Origin of the sequence: Pedobacter paludis (assembly GCF_003173575.1) — a bacterium.
Taxonomy (GTDB): Bacteria; Bacteroidota; Bacteroidia; order Sphingobacteriales; family Sphingobacteriaceae; genus Pedobacter; species Pedobacter paludis.
The window spans coordinates 14439-38796 of record NZ_QGNY01000007.1; the positions used below are offsets into that span (position 1 = coordinate 14439).

The 24358-nt window shown below is 41.1% G+C and carries 19 protein-coding genes, 1 tRNA gene and 1 pseudogene; 10 read left to right on the top strand and 11 right to left on the bottom strand.

The genetic code is table 11. The annotated features are described in order from the left end of the window. Positions 1-25 precede the first annotated feature (25 nt). Positions 26-433: a hypothetical protein gene (locus DF947_RS17655; RefSeq protein ID WP_109931381.1), complete on the bottom strand. Its 408-nt coding sequence runs from the start codon at positions 431-433 to the stop codon at positions 26-28. Positions 434-866: 433 nt separating this feature from the next. On the opposite strand from DF947_RS17655, the gene DF947_RS17660 reads away from it, so the two are divergent. Next, positions 867-1319, top strand: a complete 453-nt coding sequence (locus DF947_RS17660; RefSeq protein ID WP_158526290.1) for a DUF6908 domain-containing protein — start codon at positions 867-869, stop codon at positions 1317-1319. A gap of 153 nt (positions 1320-1472) precedes the next feature. Here the strand turns inward: DF947_RS17660 and DF947_RS17665 are convergent, their stop codons facing one another. Continuing rightward, positions 1473-1790, bottom strand: a complete 318-nt coding sequence (locus DF947_RS17665) for a hypothetical protein (RefSeq protein WP_146202941.1) — start codon at positions 1788-1790, stop codon at positions 1473-1475. A 435-nt stretch (positions 1791-2225) separates the two neighbouring features. Between DF947_RS17665 and DF947_RS17670 the strand changes: the two genes are divergently transcribed. Together DF947_RS17670 and DF947_RS22705 are read left to right on the top strand one after the other, a co-directional pair. Next, positions 2226-2429, top strand: a complete 204-nt coding sequence (locus DF947_RS17670) for a hypothetical protein (protein WP_109931385.1) — start codon at positions 2226-2228, stop codon at positions 2427-2429. Positions 2430-2439: 10 nt separating this feature from the next. Further along, positions 2440-3219, top strand: a pseudogene (locus DF947_RS22705) (recombinase family protein); the annotation flags it as partial. 742 nt (positions 3220-3961) lie between these two features. Here the strand turns inward: DF947_RS22705 and DF947_RS17685 are convergent. Then, a tRNA-His gene (locus tag DF947_RS17685) sits at positions 3962-4035 on the bottom strand. Between the two features lie 176 nt (positions 4036-4211). Between DF947_RS17685 and rnhA the strand changes: the two genes are divergently transcribed. Further along, positions 4212-4685: a ribonuclease HI gene (rnhA, locus tag DF947_RS17690; RefSeq protein WP_109931389.1), complete on the top strand. Its 474-nt coding sequence runs from the start codon at positions 4212-4214 to the stop codon at positions 4683-4685. Positions 4686-4707: 22 nt separating this feature from the next. Here rnhA and fbp read toward each other — a convergent pair whose 3' ends face one another. From fbp to gloA2, 4 genes are all read right to left on the bottom strand, one after another. After that, positions 4708-5787 (bottom strand): class 1 fructose-bisphosphatase, encoded by a 1080-nt coding sequence (gene fbp, locus DF947_RS17695; RefSeq protein WP_109931391.1) that lies wholly within the window; start codon positions 5785-5787, stop codon positions 4708-4710. Positions 5788-5806: 19 nt separating this feature from the next. Then, entirely contained in the window at positions 5807-6298 is a 492-nt protein-coding gene (locus tag DF947_RS17700) for a metallophosphoesterase family protein (protein ID WP_109931393.1), read from the bottom strand. A 146-nt stretch (positions 6299-6444) separates the two neighbouring features. After that, on the bottom strand, positions 6445-7146 hold the full coding sequence (locus tag DF947_RS17705; RefSeq protein ID WP_109931395.1) for a tRNA1(Val) (adenine(37)-N6)-methyltransferase: 702 nt from the start codon (positions 7144-7146) through the stop codon (positions 6445-6447). 76 nt (positions 7147-7222) lie between these two features. After that, a complete protein-coding gene (gene gloA2 / locus DF947_RS17710; protein ID WP_109931397.1) occupies positions 7223-7606 on the bottom strand; it encodes an SMU1112c/YaeR family gloxylase I-like metalloprotein in 384 nt (127 codons plus the stop codon). 313 nt (positions 7607-7919) lie between these two features. On the opposite strand from gloA2, the gene purL reads away from it, so the two are divergent. After that, entirely contained in the window at positions 7920-11588 is a 3669-nt protein-coding gene (gene purL, locus DF947_RS17715; protein WP_109931399.1) for a phosphoribosylformylglycinamidine synthase, read from the top strand. 188 nt (positions 11589-11776) lie between these two features. Here purL and DF947_RS17720 read toward each other — a convergent pair whose 3' ends face one another. Continuing rightward, a complete protein-coding gene (locus tag DF947_RS17720; protein WP_109931401.1) occupies positions 11777-12616 on the bottom strand; it encodes an energy transducer TonB in 840 nt (279 codons plus the stop codon). A 202-nt stretch (positions 12617-12818) separates the two neighbouring features. Here DF947_RS17720 and DF947_RS17725 point away from each other — a divergent pair, with 202 nt between their 5' ends. Beyond that, on the top strand, positions 12819-14993 hold the full coding sequence (locus DF947_RS17725) for a glutamine synthetase III family protein (RefSeq protein ID WP_109931813.1): 2175 nt from the start codon (positions 12819-12821) through the stop codon (positions 14991-14993). 838 nt (positions 14994-15831) lie between these two features. Next, the gene (locus DF947_RS17730; RefSeq protein ID WP_109931403.1) at positions 15832-17013 is read left to right on the top strand and encodes an AIR synthase related protein; all 1182 of its coding nucleotides are present in this window, start codon (positions 15832-15834) and stop codon (positions 17011-17013) included. 66 nt (positions 17014-17079) lie between these two features. Here the strand turns inward: DF947_RS17730 and DF947_RS17735 are convergent, their stop codons facing one another. From DF947_RS17735 to DF947_RS17745, 3 genes are all read right to left on the bottom strand, one after another. After that, positions 17080-17361, bottom strand: a complete 282-nt coding sequence (locus tag DF947_RS17735) for a hypothetical protein (RefSeq protein ID WP_109931405.1) — start codon at positions 17359-17361, stop codon at positions 17080-17082. Between the two features lie 269 nt (positions 17362-17630). Further along, positions 17631-18704, bottom strand: coding sequence for a hypothetical protein (locus DF947_RS17740; RefSeq protein WP_109931407.1), 1074 nt, complete (start codon positions 18702-18704; stop codon positions 17631-17633). Between the two features lie 135 nt (positions 18705-18839). Continuing rightward, the gene (locus tag DF947_RS17745) at positions 18840-19592 is read right to left on the bottom strand and encodes a sigma-70 family RNA polymerase sigma factor (RefSeq protein ID WP_109931409.1); all 753 of its coding nucleotides are present in this window, start codon (positions 19590-19592) and stop codon (positions 18840-18842) included. A gap of 1030 nt (positions 19593-20622) precedes the next feature. Here DF947_RS17745 and DF947_RS17755 point away from each other — a divergent pair. The 3 genes from DF947_RS17755 to DF947_RS17765 all read left to right on the top strand — a co-directional run bounded on the left by DF947_RS17755 (position 20623) and on the right by DF947_RS17765 (position 23424). Further along, positions 20623-20868 carry a helix-turn-helix domain-containing protein gene (locus tag DF947_RS17755; RefSeq protein WP_109931413.1) on the top strand — a complete coding sequence of 82 codons (246 nt, stop codon included), beginning with the start codon at positions 20623-20625 and terminating at the stop codon, positions 20866-20868. A gap of 908 nt (positions 20869-21776) precedes the next feature. Beyond that, entirely contained in the window at positions 21777-22733 is a 957-nt protein-coding gene (locus DF947_RS17760; protein ID WP_109931415.1) for a hypothetical protein, read from the top strand. Between the two features lie 31 nt (positions 22734-22764). Beyond that, positions 22765-23424, top strand: coding sequence for a hypothetical protein (locus tag DF947_RS17765; RefSeq protein ID WP_146202942.1), 660 nt, complete (start codon positions 22765-22767; stop codon positions 23422-23424). The last annotated feature ends 934 nt before the right edge of the window (positions 23425-24358 follow it).

The window sequence follows — 24358 nt, forward strand, 5'->3', positions numbered from 1 at the left end:
TGAGGAAGTGAGTCCGACAGGCGTTTTAAATCTTCGCCTGGTCCGGAAAATCTTTGACAAAGGTGAAGGTCTCCCCAACACAGATACATATTTCAAACATGCAGAACCAGGTCATGCCCTGACTGTCTGTGAACGAACTGGTACAGAACCGGGGATTGACCCCCATAAGAAGAAACTCCTCGGTTTTCATCGTTCCGCTCACATCAGCTTCCATTGGTCGGCGATATACCTTTTTTAGCAGTTCGTAGTTTTTTTTGATGATCCGGAAAATTTCCGGAGTATTTTCGTGTTCTTCGATTTTCTCAGCTGCCCGTTTTCTTCGGTTGAAGTTGTTCCGGCAGCTGTCATTGCAGAAACGCTGATCGCTCCGCCCATGCAATACCCTGCCGCAGTAGTCACATGTTTTCCTGGTCTGAGCTATATCCGGGTTCATCGGTAATTAACTGGTTATTTGATAAATGTACGACTTTATAGCATAAGGTTGTAGGCTGCTTTTCGTGTTTTTTTTCTAAGCTGGCAGTCATCCCCGCCTGTCCGCTTTCGCGGGACGGAAAGTCCGGGGGCTTAGGTTCTTGCTGGATGATTGGAGGCGTGCTTTGGACAAGTAACTTTTCTGGCTTGTTTACGCAACAAATTTCTGATCCGCAGCTTCGCGCGGCAAGGCGGCTCCGCTTTGCTGCGCTTGTTTTGCAAAAAAAATCTCCAGCCCTCCGGGTCGTATTTTTTGTGCAAAAGCCTTGACCGGACTTACTGCTTTGATCAGGTGAGGGTGCTTAACAAAAAGCCAGAAAAGGCTCCTGCCGAAAGGGAGTAGGTAGGTTGAATTACTGATTAAAAGTGGAGGCGCTATTCGTCCAGCAAGAAAAATGAAAATCTATTGTTTAAACCCAGAATGCACTGCGATACTCTGCAGGTTGATTGAACTCGCCCAAAGCAGACCTGGTCAAAAACTTGAAAACGGTTCACACCCGTCCCTTGAGATCAATCTGTTGGGAACTTATTCAAATGCGGGCTTTGGAGCGGCTACTTTATTCACCCTCGGCCAGCATATCCGGCAGGGCGACTATCTGCTGAAAAATCCCGAAATGACCTTTATGATGATCGATGGCAGACAACATGCGGATGGTTACGAATTTGTAGTCGCAACGCCATGCCGTTTTATCAATGAGGCGGTTGATGTTTTTGAGGATAGTATCGAATTTCAGAACGACAGCGACGGCATGGCCATCAATGAACTGGATCTTCACCGCAAACATATTGCCTTTGCAGAAAACTGGCTGGAAAAATTGGAGGGACAAGGGTTTCTGGACCCGTTTTAGGCTGTTGTTTTATGCACGCTGGGATGGGTTTGGCCTATTCCAGCGTGATAATTTGTGCTGAATGCGGCCGGTGTTAAAAATCGCGGCCCTTATGGGAATTGAGGAGTGGGAAGAAAGTGATCATTGATCAGAAATAACCTGTTCGGAAAGATTTTATTTGTTCTCCTTGCGCCAGCGTTTGGCAGGCCGTTTGACCGGTCGGATGGAGAAAACAGATTTACGTGTCTGAGGGTAAAGTCTCGGCGCCAGAGCGGTGGCGCTGTAAGCGGTACCGAGTTCCGAACCGACAATTGTTAAACCGCTGGTGCGATCAATGAAGGTAATGCCGCTGAGTTTTCCGTACTTGTCCTTTTTGATCCTGGTTTCAATGCCCTGGATCTTTAGCTCCAGGCTAAAGCGGTAAATGGTGAGCTCGCTGAAACGGGACAGGATTTCGTTGATCCCGGTCCTGATGCGTTTTCTGCTCTCCATCTTCGCCATATGGAGTAAGCTGCCTGTTAAGGGCTGGCCTTTGCTTTTTCCAGTTTTGGGAGGATAAAACAACCGGGGCTGGACATGCGATTGTGGTGGCACGATTCCTTCCAGGGCGACAATACCGGGATGCTCGGTAAACAGTCTCCTGCAAACCTACCCTAAGGAGTCTGCATGGGATTCCTGCAAAAGCATATGAAGCTGTGCGAGGAGTTTTCGAGAGACACGGATAATGATGGCCTGGTTTAGGACATCTTCGGGGTTTGTCTTTTTGCCCATGGTGATGATAATTTAATTCCGGGCCTAAGATTGCCAAAAGAAAAACTTGGATATCCATAGTAGATAAATTGGGACTTTAGAGCGGCTATTCCTACCCTAGTAGAGTGGCTATTTCCTTCACGCTAGTGATGTTTGCTTACTAAATGAGGAAATGATTTGGAAAAGTTATTAAAAGCACGAAAGATAGACCCAAAGTTTGCCCAGGCATTTCTGGCGGAATACGGCACGCAGATTACTGTGGAACAAGCCAGCAGTATGCTGGTATTATTGGAAAAATTGAGTAAATTGGCATTGGAGGCGGTACTCGCGCAACCGCCCCATCAGGAACGCTCCCCATCGGGAGCAATGGTTAAACCTTAAATTTAATAAAATGCAAGTTGCAGATTTGTACATCCGCGTGAGTACGGATGAGCAGACCAAGGGCTATTCGCCCAGAAGTCAGGAAGCAGTTCTTCGGGATTACTGCTACGCCAAGAACATTGAGGTCCGCTATGTAGTGTTTGAGGACTACACGGCCAAACACTTTGACCGGCCCGAGTGGAAACGCCTGATGGCGCTGCTGCGCCGGCAGCAGAACCAGTCGAATCTGCTGCTGTTCACCAAATGGGACCGATTCAGCAGAAACGCTTCGGATGCGTATCAGATGATCGGCACGCTGAAAAAACTGGGCGTTGAGCCCCAGGCCATCGAACAGCCGCTGGACCTTTCCGTACCGGAGAATAAAATGATGCTGGCCATTTACCTCACCGCACCGGAAATCGAAAACGACCGCCGGGGATTGAACACGAAAGCCGGCATTCGCCAAGCCAGAAAGGAAGGCCGTCATACCGGAAAGGCGGTGCGGGGCTATATCAACAGAACTGCTGAGAACGGCCGCAAGTACATCGCCGTTAACGAACCGGATGCGACTTACATGCGCTGGGCCTTTGAGCAGGTTGGCGATGGGATCTATTCCTCCGAGTCCATTCTGAATCGGGTGCGGGAGAAAGGATTAAATATTGACAAGAATACGTTCATGTTGAACTTAAGGAACCCGGTCTATTGTGGACTGATCAAGGTTGCCGAGCACCACGACGATCCCGAGCATCTGGTTCGCGGACAGCATGAGCCGCTGATCTCTGAGGAGCTTTTCTGGCGGGTCCAAAAAATTATGAACAGCAGGAAACGCTTTTCGCAGGGCACGAGCATCGCCACACCAAAAGATTTGATTCTACGCGGTTTCCTCAAATGCAACAAGTGCACAAGAAACTTAACAGGAAGTGCTTCCAAGGGAAACCGATCATATTCGGTTTATTACCATTGCCGTTCAGGTTGCGGTGTTCGTCACCGAGCGCTCGATGTCAACGCTGCTTTTATATATGAGCTCACTCAATATATCCCAAGACCGGGGTATCCGCAGCTCTTTGTCAAAAGTATAGTGGATGCCTACAATGACCAGGTGACTGAAAATAAAAGATATGCCTTTCAGATACGTGAAAAAATAGCGGAATCGAACCAAAAAATTGAGCGTGCGAAAGGATTATTGCTCGATGGAGCGATCACTCAGGCAGAGCATCGCAAGGTCAAAGATGAGATGAGTTCGACAGTTGTAAGCTTGGAGTCTCATTTAAGATCCCTGAACGTACAGAAATCGACACCAAATCAGGTCAAAATCCTCGCTGAGAAAGCGGTAAGGCTACTTTGCGAACTTGACAAACTTTTTGAAATGTGCAATATTGAGGCAAAAAGGCTCTTAATTGGCACTTTTTTCCCTGAAAAGTTGAATTATTCTGAAGGTAGATGTCGAACCCAAAAAGTCAACAGAGTGGCCGAGCTTATTTACCTGAAAAACAAAGAGTTACGAGCAAAAAAAAGCGGCCAAAAACTTCTTGAAAAGCCTTTGACCGCTCGGGGGTGGCTGATGGGGCTCGAACCCACGACCCTCGGCACCACAAACCAATACTCTAACCAACTGAGCTACAACCACCGTGTTTTTTAGTGTCACAAAAGTACGACTTTTAATATTTCTTGCAAATATTTTTATACCTCAAAATAAAAAAAACATTTAAAACTCTATTATTCAATTATTTGAATTTCGATTCAAACATTAATAAATCTTAAAATACCTTATTTTAAAGCTAAAAACTTAGATTTGCTTCCTTTATGATCGAAATTTATACAGACGGAGCAGCAAGCGGAAACCCCGGGCCAGGTGGTTACGGAACCATTTTAAGAGCCGGCCAGCACTATAAAGAGTTGAGCGGTGGTTTTAGAATGACAACCAACAACCGAATGGAACTGCTTGCGGTTATTAAAGGACTGGAAGCATTAAAAAGCTTAAACCAGAACGTAACCGTTTATTCAGATTCTAAATATGTGGTAGATGCCGTTGAAAAAAAATGGGTTTTCGGTTGGGTAACCAAAAATTTTAAAGATAAAAAAAACAAGGATCTTTGGCTCCGCTTTCTTGAACTGTATAAACTGCACAAAGTAAAATTCATTTGGATTAAAGGCCATAATGATCACCCAGAAAACGAACGTTGCGACCGCTTAGCTGTTGCGGCATCGCAAAACAAAGCCGAATTGGCCATCGATACTTTTTTCGAAGTCGAAAGAAATAAGGCTACACTTTTATAATGTGGCTATTTTTTTAGCTCGATCAGTCGATACCGCCAACAATCCCCAAATCTTCTAATTTGGCTTCGGCCCGATCTACAACAGCATTTAATTTTGAGCTGTAAATCATCATCATCTCTTCTGCTTTTTCCACCATCAGCTTAGAGCCTATAAAAACAGGAACCCTTTGATGCAGTTCCGTTGGAACCAGATCCAGAACCCGATCAAATCCCGTACTGGCCTTCCCTCCGGCCTGTTCAATAATGAACGACATCGGATTGCATTCGTAAAGCAGTCTCAGTTTCCCGTTAGGCGATCTCGAAGTTGTTGGGTAAATATAGATTCCCCCCTTGATAAGATTCCGGTGAATGTCTCCAACCATAGATCCAATATACCTCGAAGTATAGGGTCTTTTGGTTGCATCATCTTCTACCTGGCAGTATTTAATGTATTTTTTCACTCCATCAGGAAAATGGCCATAATTCCCCTCATTTACCGAATAAATGTATCCGGTTTCCGGGATTCGCATTTGCGGATGCGATAGACAGAATTCACCTATTGAAGGATCCAATGTAAAGCCGTTAACGCCAACACCCGTAGTATAAACCAACATAGTCGATGAACCATAAATGATATATCCAGCGGCCACCTGTTGCGTTCCTTTCTGCAAAACATCTTCAATAGTCGCTCTGCCCTCTATAGATTTTCGCCTATAAATAGAAAAGATGGTTCCAACAGCAACATTTACATCGGTGTTTGAAGAACCATCCAAAGGATCGATACATACAATATACTTTGCATTTTGAGATACTGGCGATTCAATATGGATAATCTCATCTTCTTCTTCCGTAGCCACAATACAACATTCGCCACCGCTGGTAAGGGCTGCAATAAATTGCTCATTGGCATAAACATCCAGCTTCTTTTGTTCCTCACCCTGAATATTTGTGGTACCCATATCTCCTAAGATATCAACCAAACCGGCCTTGTTAACCTCACGGTTTACAATTTTTGCTGCAATGCCAATATCCCTGAGCAACCTAGAAAGTTCACCTTTGGCATAAGGGAAATCTGCCTGTTTTTCTATAATGAATTGTCCTAGTGTTTTAACGCCACAAACCATACTTAGTGTATTTTTTACATTATCTACCCGATAACTCTATGACCTCTAAGGTATGAATATTTTCTTCAGAAATGCAAAACCGAACCAAAGTTCTTACTTTATGCCAGCCATGTTTTCCCGCCGCACCGGGGTTTATATGCAAACTTTTAATCTTTTCATCGAACATAACCTTTAAAATATGCGAATGCCCGGTTATAAATAATTTTGGTGGGTTAGTGTACAATTCTGACTTTATAGAAGAAGCATATTTACCCGGATATCCGCCTATATGCGTCATTAAGACGTTTATTCCCTCGCAACTAAATCGATTTTGTTCAGGAAACGCTGCTCTTATCTCCAGATCATCTATATTTCCAAAAACACCACGAAGCGGTTTAAAGTTGGCCAGAGGTTGAGCCACATTCGGCCCAAAATCGCCGGCATGCCAGATTTCATCACAACTTTCAAAGTGCTTAAATACCGCATCATCTAAGTATCCGTGTGTGTCAGAAATTAAACCAATTTTTTTCATTAAGTGGCAGGATTTTAGAAGATTTTATGATTTTTAAGATTCAAATTATATGAAATTTATGACGCAAATATAATTATAAGGAAGTTGCGTTTTGCTCCCAATCATACACCTGATCATGCCTTATCCTTAAATCCCGAAAATCCTGATCAAAAAGACAAGAAAAATTCCTTCAATAACGCCTTATACTCTTGAGTATGGTTTTTAAAAGATTTGTAGATGTAAAAGTCACTTTCCACACAGTTAAGCTCTACTTTACTTAAACAGATCATCTGCCTGAAAGTTGGCTTATCTTGATCTGAATGGATGTTAATCTTTTCGGTAAGGAAAAACTCATATTTTGAAGCCAAATCAATTACATGATCTGCTTGTTTTACAGGGATAATTAACCACAAACTTCCAGTATCGTTTAGCAAGCTGGAAGATTTCCGAATTAACATTTCAAAAAAACCTTCATCTGCATGGCGGGCTATTCCTTTCTTAACTTCGGCACTCTTTAAATCGTTTACAAAAAATGGCGGATTGGAAACTATCAAATCAAACGGTTCAGTATTATTATAGTTTTCTATGGATAAATTGTGAACAGATAACCTATTGGAAAAAATTGACTTCTTAAAGTTTTTTTCAGCCGCTACAGAAGCCTCCTCATCTATTTCTACGGCATCAATAATCGCCTGATTAAAACGCTGCGCCAGCATCAAAGCAATTACACCAGTGCCTGTTCCAATATCTAAAATCCTAGTGGGCTTCTGATGTGAAACTGAAGCGGCCAATAAAACACCATCGGTATTAATTTTCATGGCGCAACCAGATTGGTCTACTTCGAACTGCTTAAACTTAAAAATGCTCATAAATGGTGTATGTTGTGCGATTAAGCCTTGTCATTTTTTTCCGATTGTTTAGAAAATTGACAAAGTTATTAGCAATCTATTTCTCGTACAACTCTAATGGCAAACCATCCGGATCATTAAAAAAAGTAAATCGCTTATCTGTAAACTCGTCAATTCGAATCGGCTCTGTAACAATCTGATGCTCAGCTAATCTTGCAATCTCCGCTTCAATATTATCCACTTCAAAAGCCAGATGGCGTAAACCTTGTGCCTCTGGTCTCGATGGACGGGCTGGCGGATTTTCAAAAGAAAAAAGTTCAATCTGATACAGACCATTTACGGCAAGATCAAGCTTGTAAGATTTACGTTCAGCCCGATAAACTTCGCCCAAAACTGTAAAACCCAATTGGTTAACATAAAAATCTTTCGATTTTTCGTAATCTGAACAAATTATGGCAATATGATGAATCCGATTAAACATATAGAAAGAAGTAAATTTATAATGCGAAGATAGATTTGGGCAAAGTTGCAGAAAAAACCGAGCGTTTCCAATGCCCAAATTTGCTTAATCGATTACAAGAAACAAATCTATCCAAAATGCTTCACCATGTGATCATCCTGAAATCGCATCATTCTCTCATCCACTAATTCTCTCATTCCCTAATTCCCTCATCCACCAATTCCCTCATCCACTCTCCACAATCGCGTCATTATTTCCACATTCTCGAATTCTCTCACGCAATCCTTCAATCATTAAAATTAAAAAACCTATTTTTGCACATCAAAAAAAAAGCATGATTCATTTCTTCTTAAGTCAGTCGCAGGCGGTTTTTGTACTTCAAACAGATAAAACGCTTTCTCCCAGTGATATTACTAAACTTGAATGGTTATTTGGCGGTGCCAAGTGCTCGCAAGAAACAGCCTTAACCGGATTTTTCGTAGGCCCAAGAGCAGCCATGATTACGCCATGGAGCACCAATGCGGTAGAGATTACCCAGAATATGGACATGCAGGGAATCATCAGAATAGAGGAATTTGCAAAAGTTGCTGAATATTTTTCAGATTACGATCCCATGCTTTCGCAAAAATACGGTCAAATTGGTCAGGAAGTTTTCACCATCAATGTAAAGCCCGAACCAATTTTAGAAATTACAGATATTGCCGCCTACAACAAACAAGAAGGTTTATCCCTTAGCATTGAGGAGGTGGATTACCTAAATGCCTTGGCATCCAAACTGGAAAGACCTTTAACAGATTCTGAAGTTTTTGGTTTTTCTCAGGTAAATTCAGAGCACTGCCGCCACAAAATCTTCAATGGCAAATTCATAATCGATGGCATAGAACAGCCTTCTTCCTTATTCAAACTGATTCGTAAAACTTCAGAAGAAAACCCGAACGATATTGTTTCGGCATATAAAGATAACGTAGCTTTCATCAAAGGTCCGGTTGTACAGCAATTTGCCCCAAAAAGAGCAGATGTACCCGATTATTATGCAACCAGCGATTTTGAATCGGTAATCTCCCTAAAAGCAGAAACTCATAATTTTCCAACTACGGTAGAGCCCTTTAACGGTGCGGCTACAGGTTCTGGTGGCGAAATTAGAGATCGATTGGCCGGCGGACAAGGCTCTTTGCCTTTGGCAGGAACAGCAGTATACATGACTGCCCTTTCCCGTCTTGAAGAAAACAGACCATGGGAAGCTGGCGTTGAAGAACGAAAATGGCTTTACCAAACCCCAATGGATATCCTAATTAAAGCCTCAAACGGCGCTACTGATTTTGGAAATAAATTCGGTCAGCCTTTAATTACAGGTTCCGTTTTAACTTTCGAGCACGAAGAAAACAACCGTAAACTGGGTTTTGATAAAGTGATCATGCTTGCTGGTGGCGTTGGTTATGGCAAGGCAAGTCAGGCACAAAAACAAAAGCCGCAAACCGGCGATAATATTGTTATTCTTGGTGGCGAAAACTATAGAATCGGGATGGGCGGTGCCGCAGTTTCTTCTGCAGATACTGGTCAGCATGGCTCTGGCATCGAATTAAATGCCATCCAGAGGTCTAACCCCGAAATGCAGAAAAGAGCGGCCAATGCAGTGCGTGGAATGGTAGAAAGCGAAGAAAACTTTATCGTTTCCATTCACGATCACGGCGCAGGCGGTCATTTAAACTGCTTATCCGAATTGGTAGAAGAAACCGGTGGATTAATCAATTTAGATAAACTTCCGGTTGGCGACCCTACCCTATCTGCGAAAGAAATTATCGGAAACGAATCTCAGGAAAGAATGGGATTGGTAATTGGCAACCAGCACATCGATACGCTTCAAAAAATTGCCGATCGCGAACGCTCCCCAATGTATACTGTGGGCAAGGTAACAGGCGATCATCGTTTTACGTTCAAATCCGAAACCTCTGGAATTAAGCCAATGGATTTCGATTTGAAGGATATGTTTGGCAGTTCGCCCAAAATCGTAATGGAAGATCAAACCATCGATCGTAAATACCAGCCCATTGCATACGATTCGACGAAAATAAACACCTATTTAGAGCAGGTGCTGCAATTGGAAGCCGTAGCTTCAAAAGATTGGTTAACCAATAAGGTAGATCGTTGTGTGGGTGGCCGTGTAGCCAAACAGCAATGTGCCGGCCCGCTACAACTGCCATTAAATAATTGCGGTGTAATGGCTTTAGATTTTCAGGGCAAAGAGGGTATTGCCACTTCGGTTGGTCACGCACCCCTTTCAGCTTTGATTGATCCCGCAGCAGGCAGCCGCAATGCAATAGCAGAATCACTTTCCAACATCGTTTGGGCACCTTTAAAAGATGGATTAAAAAGCGTTTCGCTTTCGGCCAACTGGATGTGGGCCTGTAAAAACGAGGGCGAAGACGCAAGATTATACACAGCCGTTAAGGCCTGTTCAGATTTTGCAATCGATCTTGGAATCAACATCCCAACCGGAAAAGATTCCCTATCCATGAAACAGAAATACCAGGATGGTGATGTAATTGCCCCAGGTACGGTAATTATTTCTGCCGGAGCAAATTGCGATGACATCAATAAGGTAATCGAACCGGTACTCCAAAAAGATGGTGGTGCCATTTATTACATCAACCTATCTAACGATACATATAAATTAGGCGGATCTTCTTTCGCACAAATCCTAAATAAAATCGGTACCGAAACACCTGATGTTAAGGATGCCGCAAAATTAAAAACCGCCTTTAACACCATTCAGCAATTAATTAAGGAAGACAAAATCCAGGCAGGTCACGATATTGGAAGCGGTGGTTTGATTACTACCCTTCTGGAAATGTGTTTTGCCGATCGCAATTTAGGCGCATCGATAGATTTAACTCCTTTGGCCGAACAAGATACAATCAAGCTTTTATTTGCAGAGAACATTGCCCTGGTTTTTCAGGCAGACGCATCAGCAGAAAGCGTTTTAAAGAATGCAGGAGTAGCTTTCCACAAAATCGGCGAGCTAACTCCATCCGCTACGCTTAAAATAAAAAATACAGCTGAACAGTTAAGTTTCGATATCGATCATCTGCGTGATGTATGGTTTAAAACCTCATACTTATTAGATAAAAAGCAAAGTGGACCGGTTAAGGCAAAAGAACGTTTCGACAATTATAAAAACCATGTTTTAAACTACACGTTCCCTTTAACTTTTAATGGAAAGAAACCCCTAATCGATTCTACTAAACCCCGTCCAAAAGCAGCCATTATCCGCGAAAAGGGAAGCAATTCTGAACGCGAACTGGCGAACGCAATGTATTTGGCAGGTTTTGATGTAAAAGATGTCCACATGACCGATTTAATTACGGGCAGAGAAACATTAGAAGACATTCAGTTTATTGGTGCAGTGGGTGGCTTCTCCAATTCAGATGTTTTAGGCTCTGCAAAAGGCTGGGCCGGAGCATTTATGTACAACGAGAAAGCAAAAATTGCATTAGAAAATTTCTTTAACCGCCCTGATACACTTTCGGTTGGCGTTTGTAATGGTTGCCAGCTCTTTGTAGAGCTTGGATTAATCAATAAGGATCACGAGGAGAAACCAAAAATGCTCCACAACGAAAGTGGTAAACACGAAAGCATTTTTACATCCTTAACCGTTGCAGAAAACAATTCAGTGATGCTTTCTACGCTGGCAGGCAGTACATTGGGCGTTTGGGTTTCGCATGGCGAAGGCAGATTCTCATTACCTTATACCGAAGATCAATATAAAATAGTGGCCAGATACGCATACGAAACCTATCCGGCAAGCCCGAATGGTTCTGATTACAACACGGCAATGATGTGCGATGAATCTGGCCGCCACTTGGTGATGATGCCTCACATCGAACGCTCCCTATTCCAATGGCATTGGGCCAATTACCCTAAGGGACGCAGAGACGAGGTTTCCCCTTGGATGGAAGCTTTTGTAAACGCTCGTAAATGGGTAGAAGAAAAGGTTAAGGGCTAAATCGCTTAAGGCAGAAGGTTCTAAATTCCTATATATTAAACAACAAAGGCCTGAGTTTTCACTCAGGCCTTTAATCCAACCTCACTTTGCCCATTTATTTTGGAGCGTTAAATAAATACAGGCTTAAAACATATATTCTCGATGGAAAAGTTTCGTACATACTGTATCTCTTCCACCCCTTTATCCCTTTACATCAAATTAAAATTAATGGGCATATTATACCTTACCCTAACCGGAATGCCCTTATTTTTTCCCGGCTTCCATAATGGCGATTTCTTGATTACCTTCATTGCTTCCTCATCGCAACCGTAACCAATTCCCCTAAGCACCTTAACATCCGTAATCGATCCATCACGCTCTACAACAAAGCTCACAAACACTTTACCCTTCACCCCTTCTTCCTGCGCCTGCGATGGATAGCGTAAATTACGTTCCATATATTTGGTAAAAGCTTTCATTCCGCCCGTAAATTCCGGATATTCATCAACGCCATTTATATCGTTTATCTCCGTTGTGTTTACGCCACTACCTTCGTCTTTCCCTAAGCCAGAACCCTCTCCATTGCCTGTAGTCGTTGGGATTACCAAATTTGGTTTAATTTCTCCATCTTGGGTTTTGGTACTCACAACAGCACTTTCAATGTCCTTAATCGTTGGCGGTTCTTCTATATCTTTTCGGTCAACCACCACAATATTCGAAACCATCTTAACCGTTTTAACCTTAACGGGCTCTGCCTTTGCTGGCTCTACTTTCTTTTCAGGCTCAACCTTTTTCTTCATTTCATGAATTGGTTGCAAGTCCACTACGGTTGTCATATTTTCTACAACAATCTCCTTCGGAAAAATCTTCGCATAAATAATTGGAGAAAAGCACAGTAAAAGAAACAGACTGCCAGATGCCAAAAGGGCTCTGGTCATGATGGTCGACGACTTAGATCTCAGTTCATAAGCGCCATAAGTTTTGTTGCGGTTTGCAAATACAAGATCGAGCCACTCGGTTTTGTATACGTTAATTGAAGAATTGAACATAGCTTTTAAGTTTTATACCATGATGTAGGAAATTCTTCAATTCCATAAAACTTTAAAAAATCTATATTATTTGCCAAAAATGAAATTTTTCATCTCAAAAACATTTTTTTATTTCATTTTCAATAAATTTCACATATTTAATGCGATTGTTTTACAAAAATTAATAAAATATGCTATTTTTGACAAAAAACATAACAAATTAATGAAAAGCTTAAGAACCATCGCATTAAAAGAGGCTCAAAACAGAATTTCACCAGAAGTTAAATCACCATCAGCAAAAATTTCTGACTTTTTTGGCTCTAATGTATTTGATAAGAGAAAAATGAGAGATTTCTTATCTAAAGACGTGTATGAAAAATTAATATCATCCATCAATCAGGGTGAATTAATTAATTCTGATGACGCTAACCAAATTGCTACAGCCATGAAAGCTTGGGCAATGAGCGCTGGCGCAACACATTACACGCACTGGTTCCAGCCATTAACGGGTACAACTGCAGAAAAACACGATTCATTCTTTGAACCAAGCGGCGACGGCGCAATTGAAAAATTTGCAGGCAGCGCTCTAGTTCAACAAGAACCAGATGCATCCAGTTTCCCTAACGGCGGTATCCGCAATACCTTCGAAGCTCGTGGTTACACTGCATGGGATCCTTCTTCTCCAGCTTTCATCATGGAAAGTAAAGCAGGTAAAACACTTTGTATCCCTACAGTTTTTGTATCATATACCGGTGAAGCCTTGGATTATAAAGCACCATTGTTAAAAGCATTAGCTGCGCTTGATAAAGCTGCAGTAGATGTTTGCCAATATTTCGATAAAAGCATTACTAAAGTAAATGCTTCTTTAGGTATCGAACAAGAATATTTCTTGGTTGATGAGTCTTTATTCAATGCTCGTCCAGATTTATTGTTAACTGGCCGTACCTTATTCGGACACATGTCTGCTAAAGGTCAGCAATTGGAAGATCACTATTTCGGATCTATTCCAGAGCGTGTATTCAGCTACATGGTCGATTTCGAAAACGAAGCCCTAAAATTAGGCATTCCTTTAAAAACCCGTCACAACGAGGTAGCACCTTCTCAGTTCGAATGTGCGCCGATTTACGAAGAAATCAACCTAGCCATCGATCACAATCAATTGTTGATGGATTTGATGGAAAAAGTTGCCCGTCGTCACCACTTCCGTGTATTATTGCACGAAAAACCATACGCAGGCATCAACGGTTCGGGTAAGCACAACAACTGGTCGTTAATTACCGATACAGGTAAAAACTTATTGGCACCGGGCAAAACGCCTAAAAACAACTTAATGTTCCTTGCTTTCTTTGTAAACACAATCAAAGCCGTTAGCGAGCATGCAGATTTATTACGTGCAAGTATTGCCTCAGTAAGCAACGATCACCGTTTAGGTGCTAACGAAGCGCCACCGGCAATCATCTCAATCTTCTTAGGTTCTCAGTTAAACGATGTATTGGATGAAATCGAACACTCACGCATCAGCAAAAAAATAAAAGAAGATAACGCACTTTGGTTGGGCATCCCTAAAATTCCACAAATCTTGTTGGATAATACAGATCGTAACCGTACCTCTCCTTTCGCTTTTACAGGTAACAAATTCGAATTAAGAGCAGTGGGTTCTTCGGCAAACTCTTCAGCACCAATGACGATCTTAAACGCGATCATGGCAGAGCAGTTGGTTAAATTTAAGGCCGAAGTAGATAAGTTAATCAAGAAAGGTGATAAAAAAGACATCGCCCTATTAACCGTAATCAAAAAATACATCAAAGAATCGAAAGCAATTCGTTTCGAAGGTAATGGTTACAGCCAAGAGTGGGAAGATGAAGCATTAGCACGTGGTTTATCAAACATCAAAACTACGCCTAAGGCTTTAGATGCTTATTTATCAGAAAAATCAGCAGAATTATTCGCCGCTACAGGTATCTACAGCAAACGTGAAATCCATGCCCGTCATGAAATCATGTTGGAAAACTTCTACAAAAAACTTCAGATCGAAGCACGTGTAATGGGCGAAGTTGCAAATACCGCAATCATCCCTGCTGCAATTGCATACCAGAACTCATTAATCGCAAACGTAAAAGGATTAAAAGAAATTGGTGTAGACAGTAAGGTTTCTATCGATATCGTTAAAAAATTAACAGAGCATTTAGAAATTGTGAAAACCAATATCGATGCCATGTTAGAAGAACGTAAAGTAACCAACAAGCTGGAAGACACCCGCGACAAAGCGATTGCTTACGATGAAAAAGTTAAAACCTATTTTGAAGTAATCCGCTACCATGCAGATAAATTGGAGCAAATCGTTGATGATAGCGTTTGGCCTTTACCAAAATTCAGAGAATTATTATTCATGAAATAACATTTAAGCCACAAGGTTTAAGGTATAGGGCGTAAGGTGTAAACTTTACGCCCTTTTTTTTGGAGCAGGATTTTTAGGATTTAAAGATTTTAAGATCATCCGTCATAGACTTAATTTCCTACACGGCAGGCTTTTTCTTCTTGTTTCTTAGCTGTTCTTAGGTGTCTCAGGTGGTAAAAAAATTCTCAAACCCTAAAACTTATATATCCTTACATTTCTTATACGGTAAGCTTTTATCCTGTTCTCTTAGCTGTTCTTAGGTGTCTCAGGTGGTAAAAAAATTCTCAAACCCTAAAACTTATATGTTCTTACATTTCTTATATGGTAAGCTTTTTGCCCTGTTTTCTTAGTTGTTCTTAGGTGCCTCAGGTGGTAAAAAATTCTCAAACACTAAAACTTACATGTTCTCACATTTCTTATATGGTGGGCTTTTATCCTGTTCTCTTAGGTGTCTCAGGTGGTCAAACAATTTTTAGATCCTAAAACTTATATATTCTTACATTTCTTATTTGGTGAGCTTTTATCCTGTTTCTTAGCTGTTCTTAGGTGTCTCAGGTGGTCAAACAATTTCCAACCTAAAACTTATATGCCCTTACATTTCTTATATGGTAAGCTTTTTCTTTCCTGTTTTTGTGGTAATCAATTTTCCCAAGACTTTTATGTTCTTACATTGTCTTATTCTCTTAGATGTTCTTTGTTGTCTTAGTTGGTAAAAAAATTAAATATTTAGTCCCCACTCGATTTTTTAACCTGATACTTTAGCCTTTTTACTCCCAACTAAAAACCTTTTGCCTTTTACCTTCCACCTTTTACCTCGAATCCTTATCTTTGCGCCAACATGAGTGATAACAGGTACAATCAGCGTGGCGTTTCGGCCTCAAAAGAAGATGTGCACAATGCCATCAAAAACATCGATAAAGGAATTTTCCCGAAAGCCTTCTGCAAAATCATCCCCGATATTTTAGGTGGCGATGAAGCCTATTGCAACATCATGCATGCCGATGGTGCTGGCACCAAATCATCTTTAGCCTACGTTTACTGGAAAGAAACAGGCGATCTTTCCGTTTGGAAGGGCATTGCGCAAGATGCCATCATCATGAATCTCGATGATTTAATCTGTGTAGGGGCTACCGATAATATTCTATTGTCATCGACCATCGGCAGAAACAAAAACTTAATCCCGGGCGAAGTCATTGCCGAAGTCATCAACGGAACAGAAGAAATCCTCGCCGACCTACGCGAGCAGGGCATTTCCATCTACTCTACAGGTGGCGAAACAGCCGATGTAGGCGATCTGGTCAGAACCATCATTGTCGATTCTACCGTAACCTGCCGCGTAAAAAGAGCCGACATCATCAGCAACGACAACATCAAGCCAGGCGATGTAATTGTGGCATTGGCCTCATCCGGACAAGCAACTTACGAAACCGAATACAACGGCGGTATGGGCTCTAACGGATTAACCTCCGCCCGTCACGATGTATTCGAAAAATCCATTGCCAACAGCTATCCAGAAAGTTTCGATCCTGCAGTTCCTTTCGATCTGGTTTTCTCTGGTCAGAAACAACTAACCGATGAAATCGAAGTAGAAGGATTCGGCAAAATTACCGCCGGTAAACTGGTGCTTTCACCTACCCGCACCTATGCACCGGTAATAAAGCAGATTCTCGAAAACTACCGCAGCCAAATCAATGGCATTGTTCACTGCAGTGGCGGTGCCCAAACCAAGGTACTACATTTTATCAATGACAATATCCACGTTATTAAAAACAATTTATTTCCGGTTCCACCGCTATTCCAGCTCATTCAAGAGCAATCAGGCACCGATTGGAAAGAAATGTACAAGGTATTCAACATGGGCCACCGTATGGAATTATATGTCCCTCAAGAAATTGCGCAAAACATCATCGAAATCTCCAAAAGCTTCAACATCGATGCACAGATTATTGGCCGTGTAGAAAAAGGCAGCCAAAAACAGGTGACAATTGAAAGCGAAAAAGGAACTTTCGTTTATAATTAAGTAATTACTGTATCAAAGCAAAAAGCCTTATAGATTTATTTTCTATAAGGCTTTTTTGTTGGTAGGTTATTCCCTTTCTATAAATTTATGAAAAGTACTTTCCGCTCCATCGCTTTTCTTATCTTGATATAGAAAGTCCAATTTATGCTTATCAAATGTCTCAAAAAAGGTATCCCAATCCGTTTCCTTTAAATCCGACTTACTTTCACTATGCTTAGGGAAATGTATTCTTAAAATTCCACCGCCCTTGCTGTCTTTGGTATCCTCAACTATGGCAGGTACACCACCATGTTTTTCTGCCCATGCTTGTATCGTTGCATGATCATGTGTCTGTTTTGAACTACTCATTGCTTTATAATTAATGTTTTGGATAAATAGATACTTATAAAATTAAAATAGCGGTCAAAAAGTTTTAAATATTTGAGATTAAAAAAACTAACAAAACCAATCTTTCTGCTGCCTTACCCCTGTTGGTCGAGATTTGTAATCTCGTCCCCATGAGCTGTGGATTTGTAATCCACACAATAAAACCAACCCTTCCTTAAAAACACTGCTGGTCGAGATTTGCAATCTCGTCCCCATGAGCTGTGGATTTGTAATCCACACAATAAAACCAACTACTCCACAACTACGGTTATCCCCACAAGCTTGGCCTTGTACATAATCTTCTGCTTTAAACTGCCGTAGCTCCAGTTCTGCAACAGAAACCCATCGGCCTGGGCAATCTCTTCTTTCTCCTGCTGGTTAACCAAGATCAATGTCGCCGCACCATTTTTAAGGCAGAGGTCGATCAGGCGCCTACTGTAGAGATGCAACTTGTGGTCAATGTAGTTTTCTTCCTTTCCATTGTAGTGTTCCATGGCCTTGGTCTTCCGCATACGGCCATGTCCGCCGTGGTTGAAGGTGGCGCCACGTTGCACCCTTTGCCTTGCAGCCTGTATTGCCAATCTCCGGTACAAGAATTCCTCTCGATTGCCAATCAGATAATGCTCCCCCTCTATCTGCAGCGCAATCGGATAATTAACAGACAGCGAGGCCTCTGCGATCACGCCGTTGTCGAGCCTGTGCTCCTGCTGACCTACCTCGAAAGTGGCCAGCAGAAATAGCTTTCCATTTTCCATTACAATACTGCTGTTGCACAGCTTTATTTTTCCGTTGCACACCCTGTTCAGCAGAACCCGTTTGTGGCGGTCCTTTCCAAGGTAGGTTCGGAAGGGAATCTTAAACAGGTTGAAAACAAACTCCGGGCCATCGGCCGCGAGCTGTTTTATGCTCCGCCCCTTTATGGGCAAGGGCTGGTTCCGCTGGTAGCTCCTCAGCGCCCTGTCGCCGTTGCGGTAATCCTTAACTTCCTTGGCAAACACCGAGCTCAAGCTGTGGTTCAGGCAGCAGAGCATATCGTTCGGGATCTGCCCCTTAAACAGCCGAGAAAGCAAGCGGTTGGTGGTACCCAGCCTCGAGGTATTCAGTACCCCCTCTGGGTCTCTGGTTTGGTCTGCAAGCTTAAGATGGAAATCCTCTGTAAAATAAAAAAAGTCTTTTAGCTGTTCCTGCACAAACAAGTGGCTTGCCACCATATTCAGCGACCTAAACACAATATACCGCCAGCGGTACAGCGTCTGGTAATGCGCCTCTATTGCCACAGGATCGTTGCTGTTTAAAAAGAGCTGTATTTTTCGGGTAAGTACCATTTTGGTCAGGTTCTGGTTAGCTAAACTGGGTTTTTGTTGTATGACCTCTACTGCACCGCTTAGGGTGCCGTGCCAGTCTCGGTGCGTGCAACATTGGCCGCACCCTACGGCTGAACAAGCAGCCTCATAATAAAATCAACTGCAGATCCGGCAGGCACTTGCATAGGCAAGCCTTACCTGCCTCTCGCCCATGCCCAGTGCCGAGGCAATTTCCCCGAAACTGTAGGCCAGCTCGTAGCGCAGCCTCATTACCTGTTGCTGCACTTCATCAAGGTTTCCTTCCGTTGCGAAGCTGCGCTTCCTTCCGGCCTGCTCCAGCCTGTGCCCTTCCGTCAGTATAGTTTTGAGGTTCTTCAGCATAGCCTCTACCTGCTTGGCCACCGCATAGTCCGAAATCCCGCCAAGGTAGTAGGCCATCCGGTCGTAGCTAAAGTTGTGCTTCAGGCAAAGTTTCACCATATGTTTCTGCGCTTCGGTCAGGCTTGGCATTACCCGTTCCACCTGCATCCACTGCTCTCGGTAGGCCGCATCAGGGTTGCCATTTTCCGTGCCCATTTCATCGCTCTCCGAAAAAATACCTTCAGATAAAAGAAAATCGGGGTTTTCCAGTTCATCCAGGCGGAACAGGCTGGCTTGGAACCTGGCTTTCCCGTTTCCGTAATAACGGCTTACCGCCTTTTTTAGCTGTAGCTTCAAAAACCCGTAAATGCCATCTTCTGGCAACTGGTTCCGCAACATCCATAATCTAAGAAAGGCATCCTGCACCATCCCACTGGCCACAACATCATCTTTTACCGCCCGCGTGCACCGCAAAGCGAACAGCGCATAATACCTTTTGTAATATTGGTTAAAAACACAAAGCTGTTGTGTCGAAGCCCTTTCTTCCATATTAAACACATTTTTTTCATTCCATTATTATCCTAACATCATTGCGAGCAGGCCCTTCGCCGACGAAGCAATCCCCCGTCCCGTCATTGCGAGCAGACCCTTCGCCTACGAAGCAATCCGCCTCCCATCATTGCGAGCAGGTACTTCGCCGACGAACCAATCCCCCTCCCGTCATAGCGAGCAGGCCTTTCGCCTACAAAGCAATCTCCCTCCCGTCATTGCGAGAAGGCACTTCGCCGACAAAGCAATCCGCCTCCCGTCATTGCGAGAAGGCACTTCGCCGACAAAGCAATCCGCCTCCCGTCATTGCGAGAAGGCACTTCGCCGACAAAGCAATCCCCCCTCCCGTCATTGCGAGAAGGCACTTCGCCGACAAAGCAATCCGCCTCCCGTCATTGCGAGAAGGCACTTCGCCGACAAAGCAATCCGCCTCCCGTCATTGCGAGAAGGCACTTCGCCGACAAAGCAATCCGCCTCCCGTCATTGCGAGAAGGCACTTCGCCGACAAAGCAAGCTCTCCTTCTAAAACCTTAAAACACCCCTTTTTCTACTCCGGGTTCCTTGGCTTTAGCGCAAACAAATAGGCAAAAGGGCGATCGATGGGATGTGTAACATAATAGGAATGTTTAGGAATCGAATTGAACGCGAAAACAAGCACTACTTCGGGATGAAGCACTCTGTATAACTGTACTTGTTTGTTTTCTCGGTTCATACTCGTATGGATTATACGAGTCTTGTTGGAAAGAAAATCACAATACATGTGAGACTGCAAACCACGATTACACTAAAGTTTCTGACGCCTTACGTTAACATGGATTTACAGCAGCCCCACATCTATTTCGATGCACAAATATATACAAAACGAAAAGATATGGGCATTAAACTGCTGTCTTGCGTTAACGGCGTCAGATTTTGTAATCACAAGACTCTTATTAATGCCTTTTTTAATAATAAACGAATATAAAAAAAAATTCTAATAAGTCAATATAAACATTGACTTATGTTTTAATACAATTCTCCAGTTTGCTCTATGGAAAAAACAACCATAAAACAGTTTAAACTTGACCTTGCTAAGAGAATTAAGCAACTTAGAAAATCTGCTGGCCTTACCCAGTCTGCCCTAGCTATTAAAATTGGTTTTAAGGATAAACAAATAGTTAATACCTACGAATTAAAAGGAGCAAATCCTACAGCCTACAATTTAGTTCTAATAGCTAACGCATTGAATGTAACCTTGGATGAATTATTGGATTTTTCTCAACTGGGTGTCGAATAGCTACCTCCTACCTAGTAAGGTTTAAAGTATTATCAATAGGGCATATTTTGGCAAGAAAACTTTTAAAGTAATGGCTAAAAAATTAGGACGATTAGTTTTTTCATTATTAAAGATACAATATCCTAATGTTTGAAAAATATTTATCTATTATAAAACATCTCCCTAATTTACTCATCTCATTATATCTTTCTTGAAGGGTTTTAACAGATCCTTCTATACATAAAATGATTTAGCTATAAAGCAATGGTGCGTGTTCACGAACGAACAATATGGTTTATGAGAAAATAACATTATCAAAGGTCTTTTCGTCCGCGTAATTGAATTTATTAGCTTTAATAAGCGTACATTTTTTAATTACTTTTAGGTCTCCGTTATATCAAGAAATGTGAGATAGGTGAGATATTTCATGATAAAGATTACCCGAGAAATTCAGACTTTTTGGGAGATAGATTTGGTAGTGGCATTAAGGGTGGTATCTTGAGATTCTGCAATGATAGATTTCTTGATATTAAGTTCACAAATGATGTTTCTCAAAAACTTGTTTCACAAAACAAAATCTATTATAGATAAGAGTTTTAGTGATACAATAATAATGAAGATCGGTTACGCCCGATTTTCTAATAGAGAACAAATTTAATCTGCAAATTGAAGCTGACTGGAAAGAGCTTCAAGAACTGACGAAAATGTTCGAAATGCAAGGTTGTGCTAGTCAAAAAGTATTGGTAGGGAATTTTTACTATTTTCAGGTTTTCAATGAAGATGATAACGAAATAAGGAGAGTCTCATATCTGATTTGACATCTAATTCAAATATTATGACCGCTAAAATAGTGATCTAATTAAGTAACCTTAAAAGATTAATTTTCTCAAAAAAAGAACGTAACTTGATAAATCACATGAGATCAGATAATGACTAAACAAGAATTAAGATCGGAATATATCCGCCTATCAAGATTGCAATCAAAACAGGATGTTGACGATACGATTGATATTTTCCTAGAGTATTTTTTTAAAACTATTTTAGCGTTAAAGATCGAGAATGAAACACCCAAAGAATTGAAAGATGCTGCACTCTTGAATCAAATGCTATTCACGAAGTTGTCTCACCTTAAACAAATAATAACAGGTATAGAATTTACATCAAAATCCGGTGCTAAATTAAATAATATCATAGACCCAACAGTGGTTGGCTCATTAGTGAGAACTATTTTCGAAACTGTTGGCATGTTTAATCTTATCTATATACAGACCAGTGCTGGTGAAGAACGGTTGATATTATATAATTTATGGGTCAGCGCCGGACTTAGTTATAGACAAAGATTCACAACGTCTGCAATTAGTGAAGAAGTAAAGGAAAAAGCAAAAAAAGAGAAGCAGCAGATAGAAGATTTAAAAATTCAGATTGAGCAAACAACACTATTTAAGAATATTTCCCAAAGAGATAAAAACAGAATTTATAATAAGATTACTACAAAGGAGTACAACATCAGATTTGAAAATGAGCAAGTAAAAGGTGTTGCTGGCTTTCAAGAGTTTATTGAGAAAGCCGGTGTTAGACCACAATTAATGGACAATATGTATACACATTTTTCACTCAATTCCCATCCGTCCAATGTTTCAGTTTTTCAATTCGGAGACATGTTTAGAGCGGCGGAACCTCGCTTCTTCGAACTAGTAAATTTTAATGTGAAAAGCGCACTTTTTTTACTAGGGGTTTTTGCAGCAGACTTTATTAAATTATTTCCAGAGTTAATAAATATTTACAATGCTCAGCCATTAAGGGATCAAATAATGATTAATTTTTTCAATAGCTTCATGCGGGGCGAGGCTTACGATATTAATAAAGCATATGAGGCCATGAACTAAGGTTCAAAAATTAGTAACCATCTAATTCCCTATGAGATTAATATTAAAACACAGAAATCTATATTGCAGGATTTTTAAACTAACTACCGATGGCAAAAGTAATTCCATTGTGGGTAACTTAACGCTTTTTGATATGTTGCAACCTTACCTTCCTAATGCAAAACATACAGACTTTCATTTCACGTATTTTCGTAATGGAAATTATCATTTCTCTTTCAAATATTTTGATTCAGCTGATGGCTTTTATTATGACCGGAAGCGCTACCACAATCACGTCGCTATCTACAAATCAGAATCATCAATACTACTACACAAGGACATTGAGCCACATAGGCGGGATATCGACGAAAATGACCCATTGGATATGTTCATGATGAATGAACCATTACTACCTTGGGATAATCGTCCAATCGGCCACACTTTCTCTGTAGTTGGAATGAGTTTTTCCGAGGAAGGCCTTAAAAAAATAGATTGGCTTGAACAGGTAAATTTTGATGAGGCTACAGATTTGATAATTGACGTGGATCAATATACTGAACATGAGGTTTCATTCGGATGCGCTTTGTTCAGCGCTGGTAACCCAGCATTTGATTTTAGTTTAAACCCACCAAAAGTTCCATTTATAGAGAAAATTTTGTTGATTGATCAAGATTTATCCATCAAAGTGTACGTTATAATAATACCGAAATGAAATACTTTGATAGGGCTCAATTATTGTCTCAAAAAACAAATATTTTGGTCAACTACATTAAACACCAAAATTTGAACACAAGAAAAATTGCTAGTTATTCTTGAATGAACTGTATGTTAGATGATGAGTATAGATTATACGAAAATGGAGTAGTTATTAATATTTATAATGCTAAAATTTATTCAGGTAATCAAAACTTAAAAAGGATACTAAAAGCAAACGAGTAGAAAGAAGAAATTTAAGAAGTCCTGTTACAAAATGCCGATGAGAAAAATAAAGAATTAGTTGAAGCTCTGCTAGAATTGTAGGAATATAACATTATTAGGATTCTCCATATTAGGGCTTTATGCTTAAATTGAACCTTAATATTACCCCCTGATTTCATCTAAATAATTGACCTTTAGAGCTTCGTTCTATAGAAGTCGTGGAGAAACAAATTGGTGAACTTTGATAATTAAATGAACTTATTTGGTAATAATTACCACTTCAATATTGCCACCATTGTTTTTAAGGCGGTAAAAATAATTGGCAAACCTCCTATATTTATTGATCGAATTCTTTGAAACGTATCCAAATTTTAACCCATCTTCAATAAATCGCCCACTGCAATCATATCTAAACTTGCAGCTCTAATGTTCACCCCTACTTTCATTTCAGTAAGTTAAATATAAATACGTGGTAAGTCCGTGGTTATAACAGTTCAATTAACCAAGTGACTATTATTTAAATCACCTTGTTTAGAATACGTTTGTTAAATCTCGAATGAGAACGGATGACTGCAAGTGTAGGTAAACGTAATCCCAAGCTGTTTTTATTGTTTAACAATTATTATTATTTCTTCATTTTCTAGCATAAAGTAAAAGGTTGTGCCGTTTGCCCTTTTAACAATATTAACTCGTTCAACTATTCCGCTACGGTGGATTCTGGATTCCAC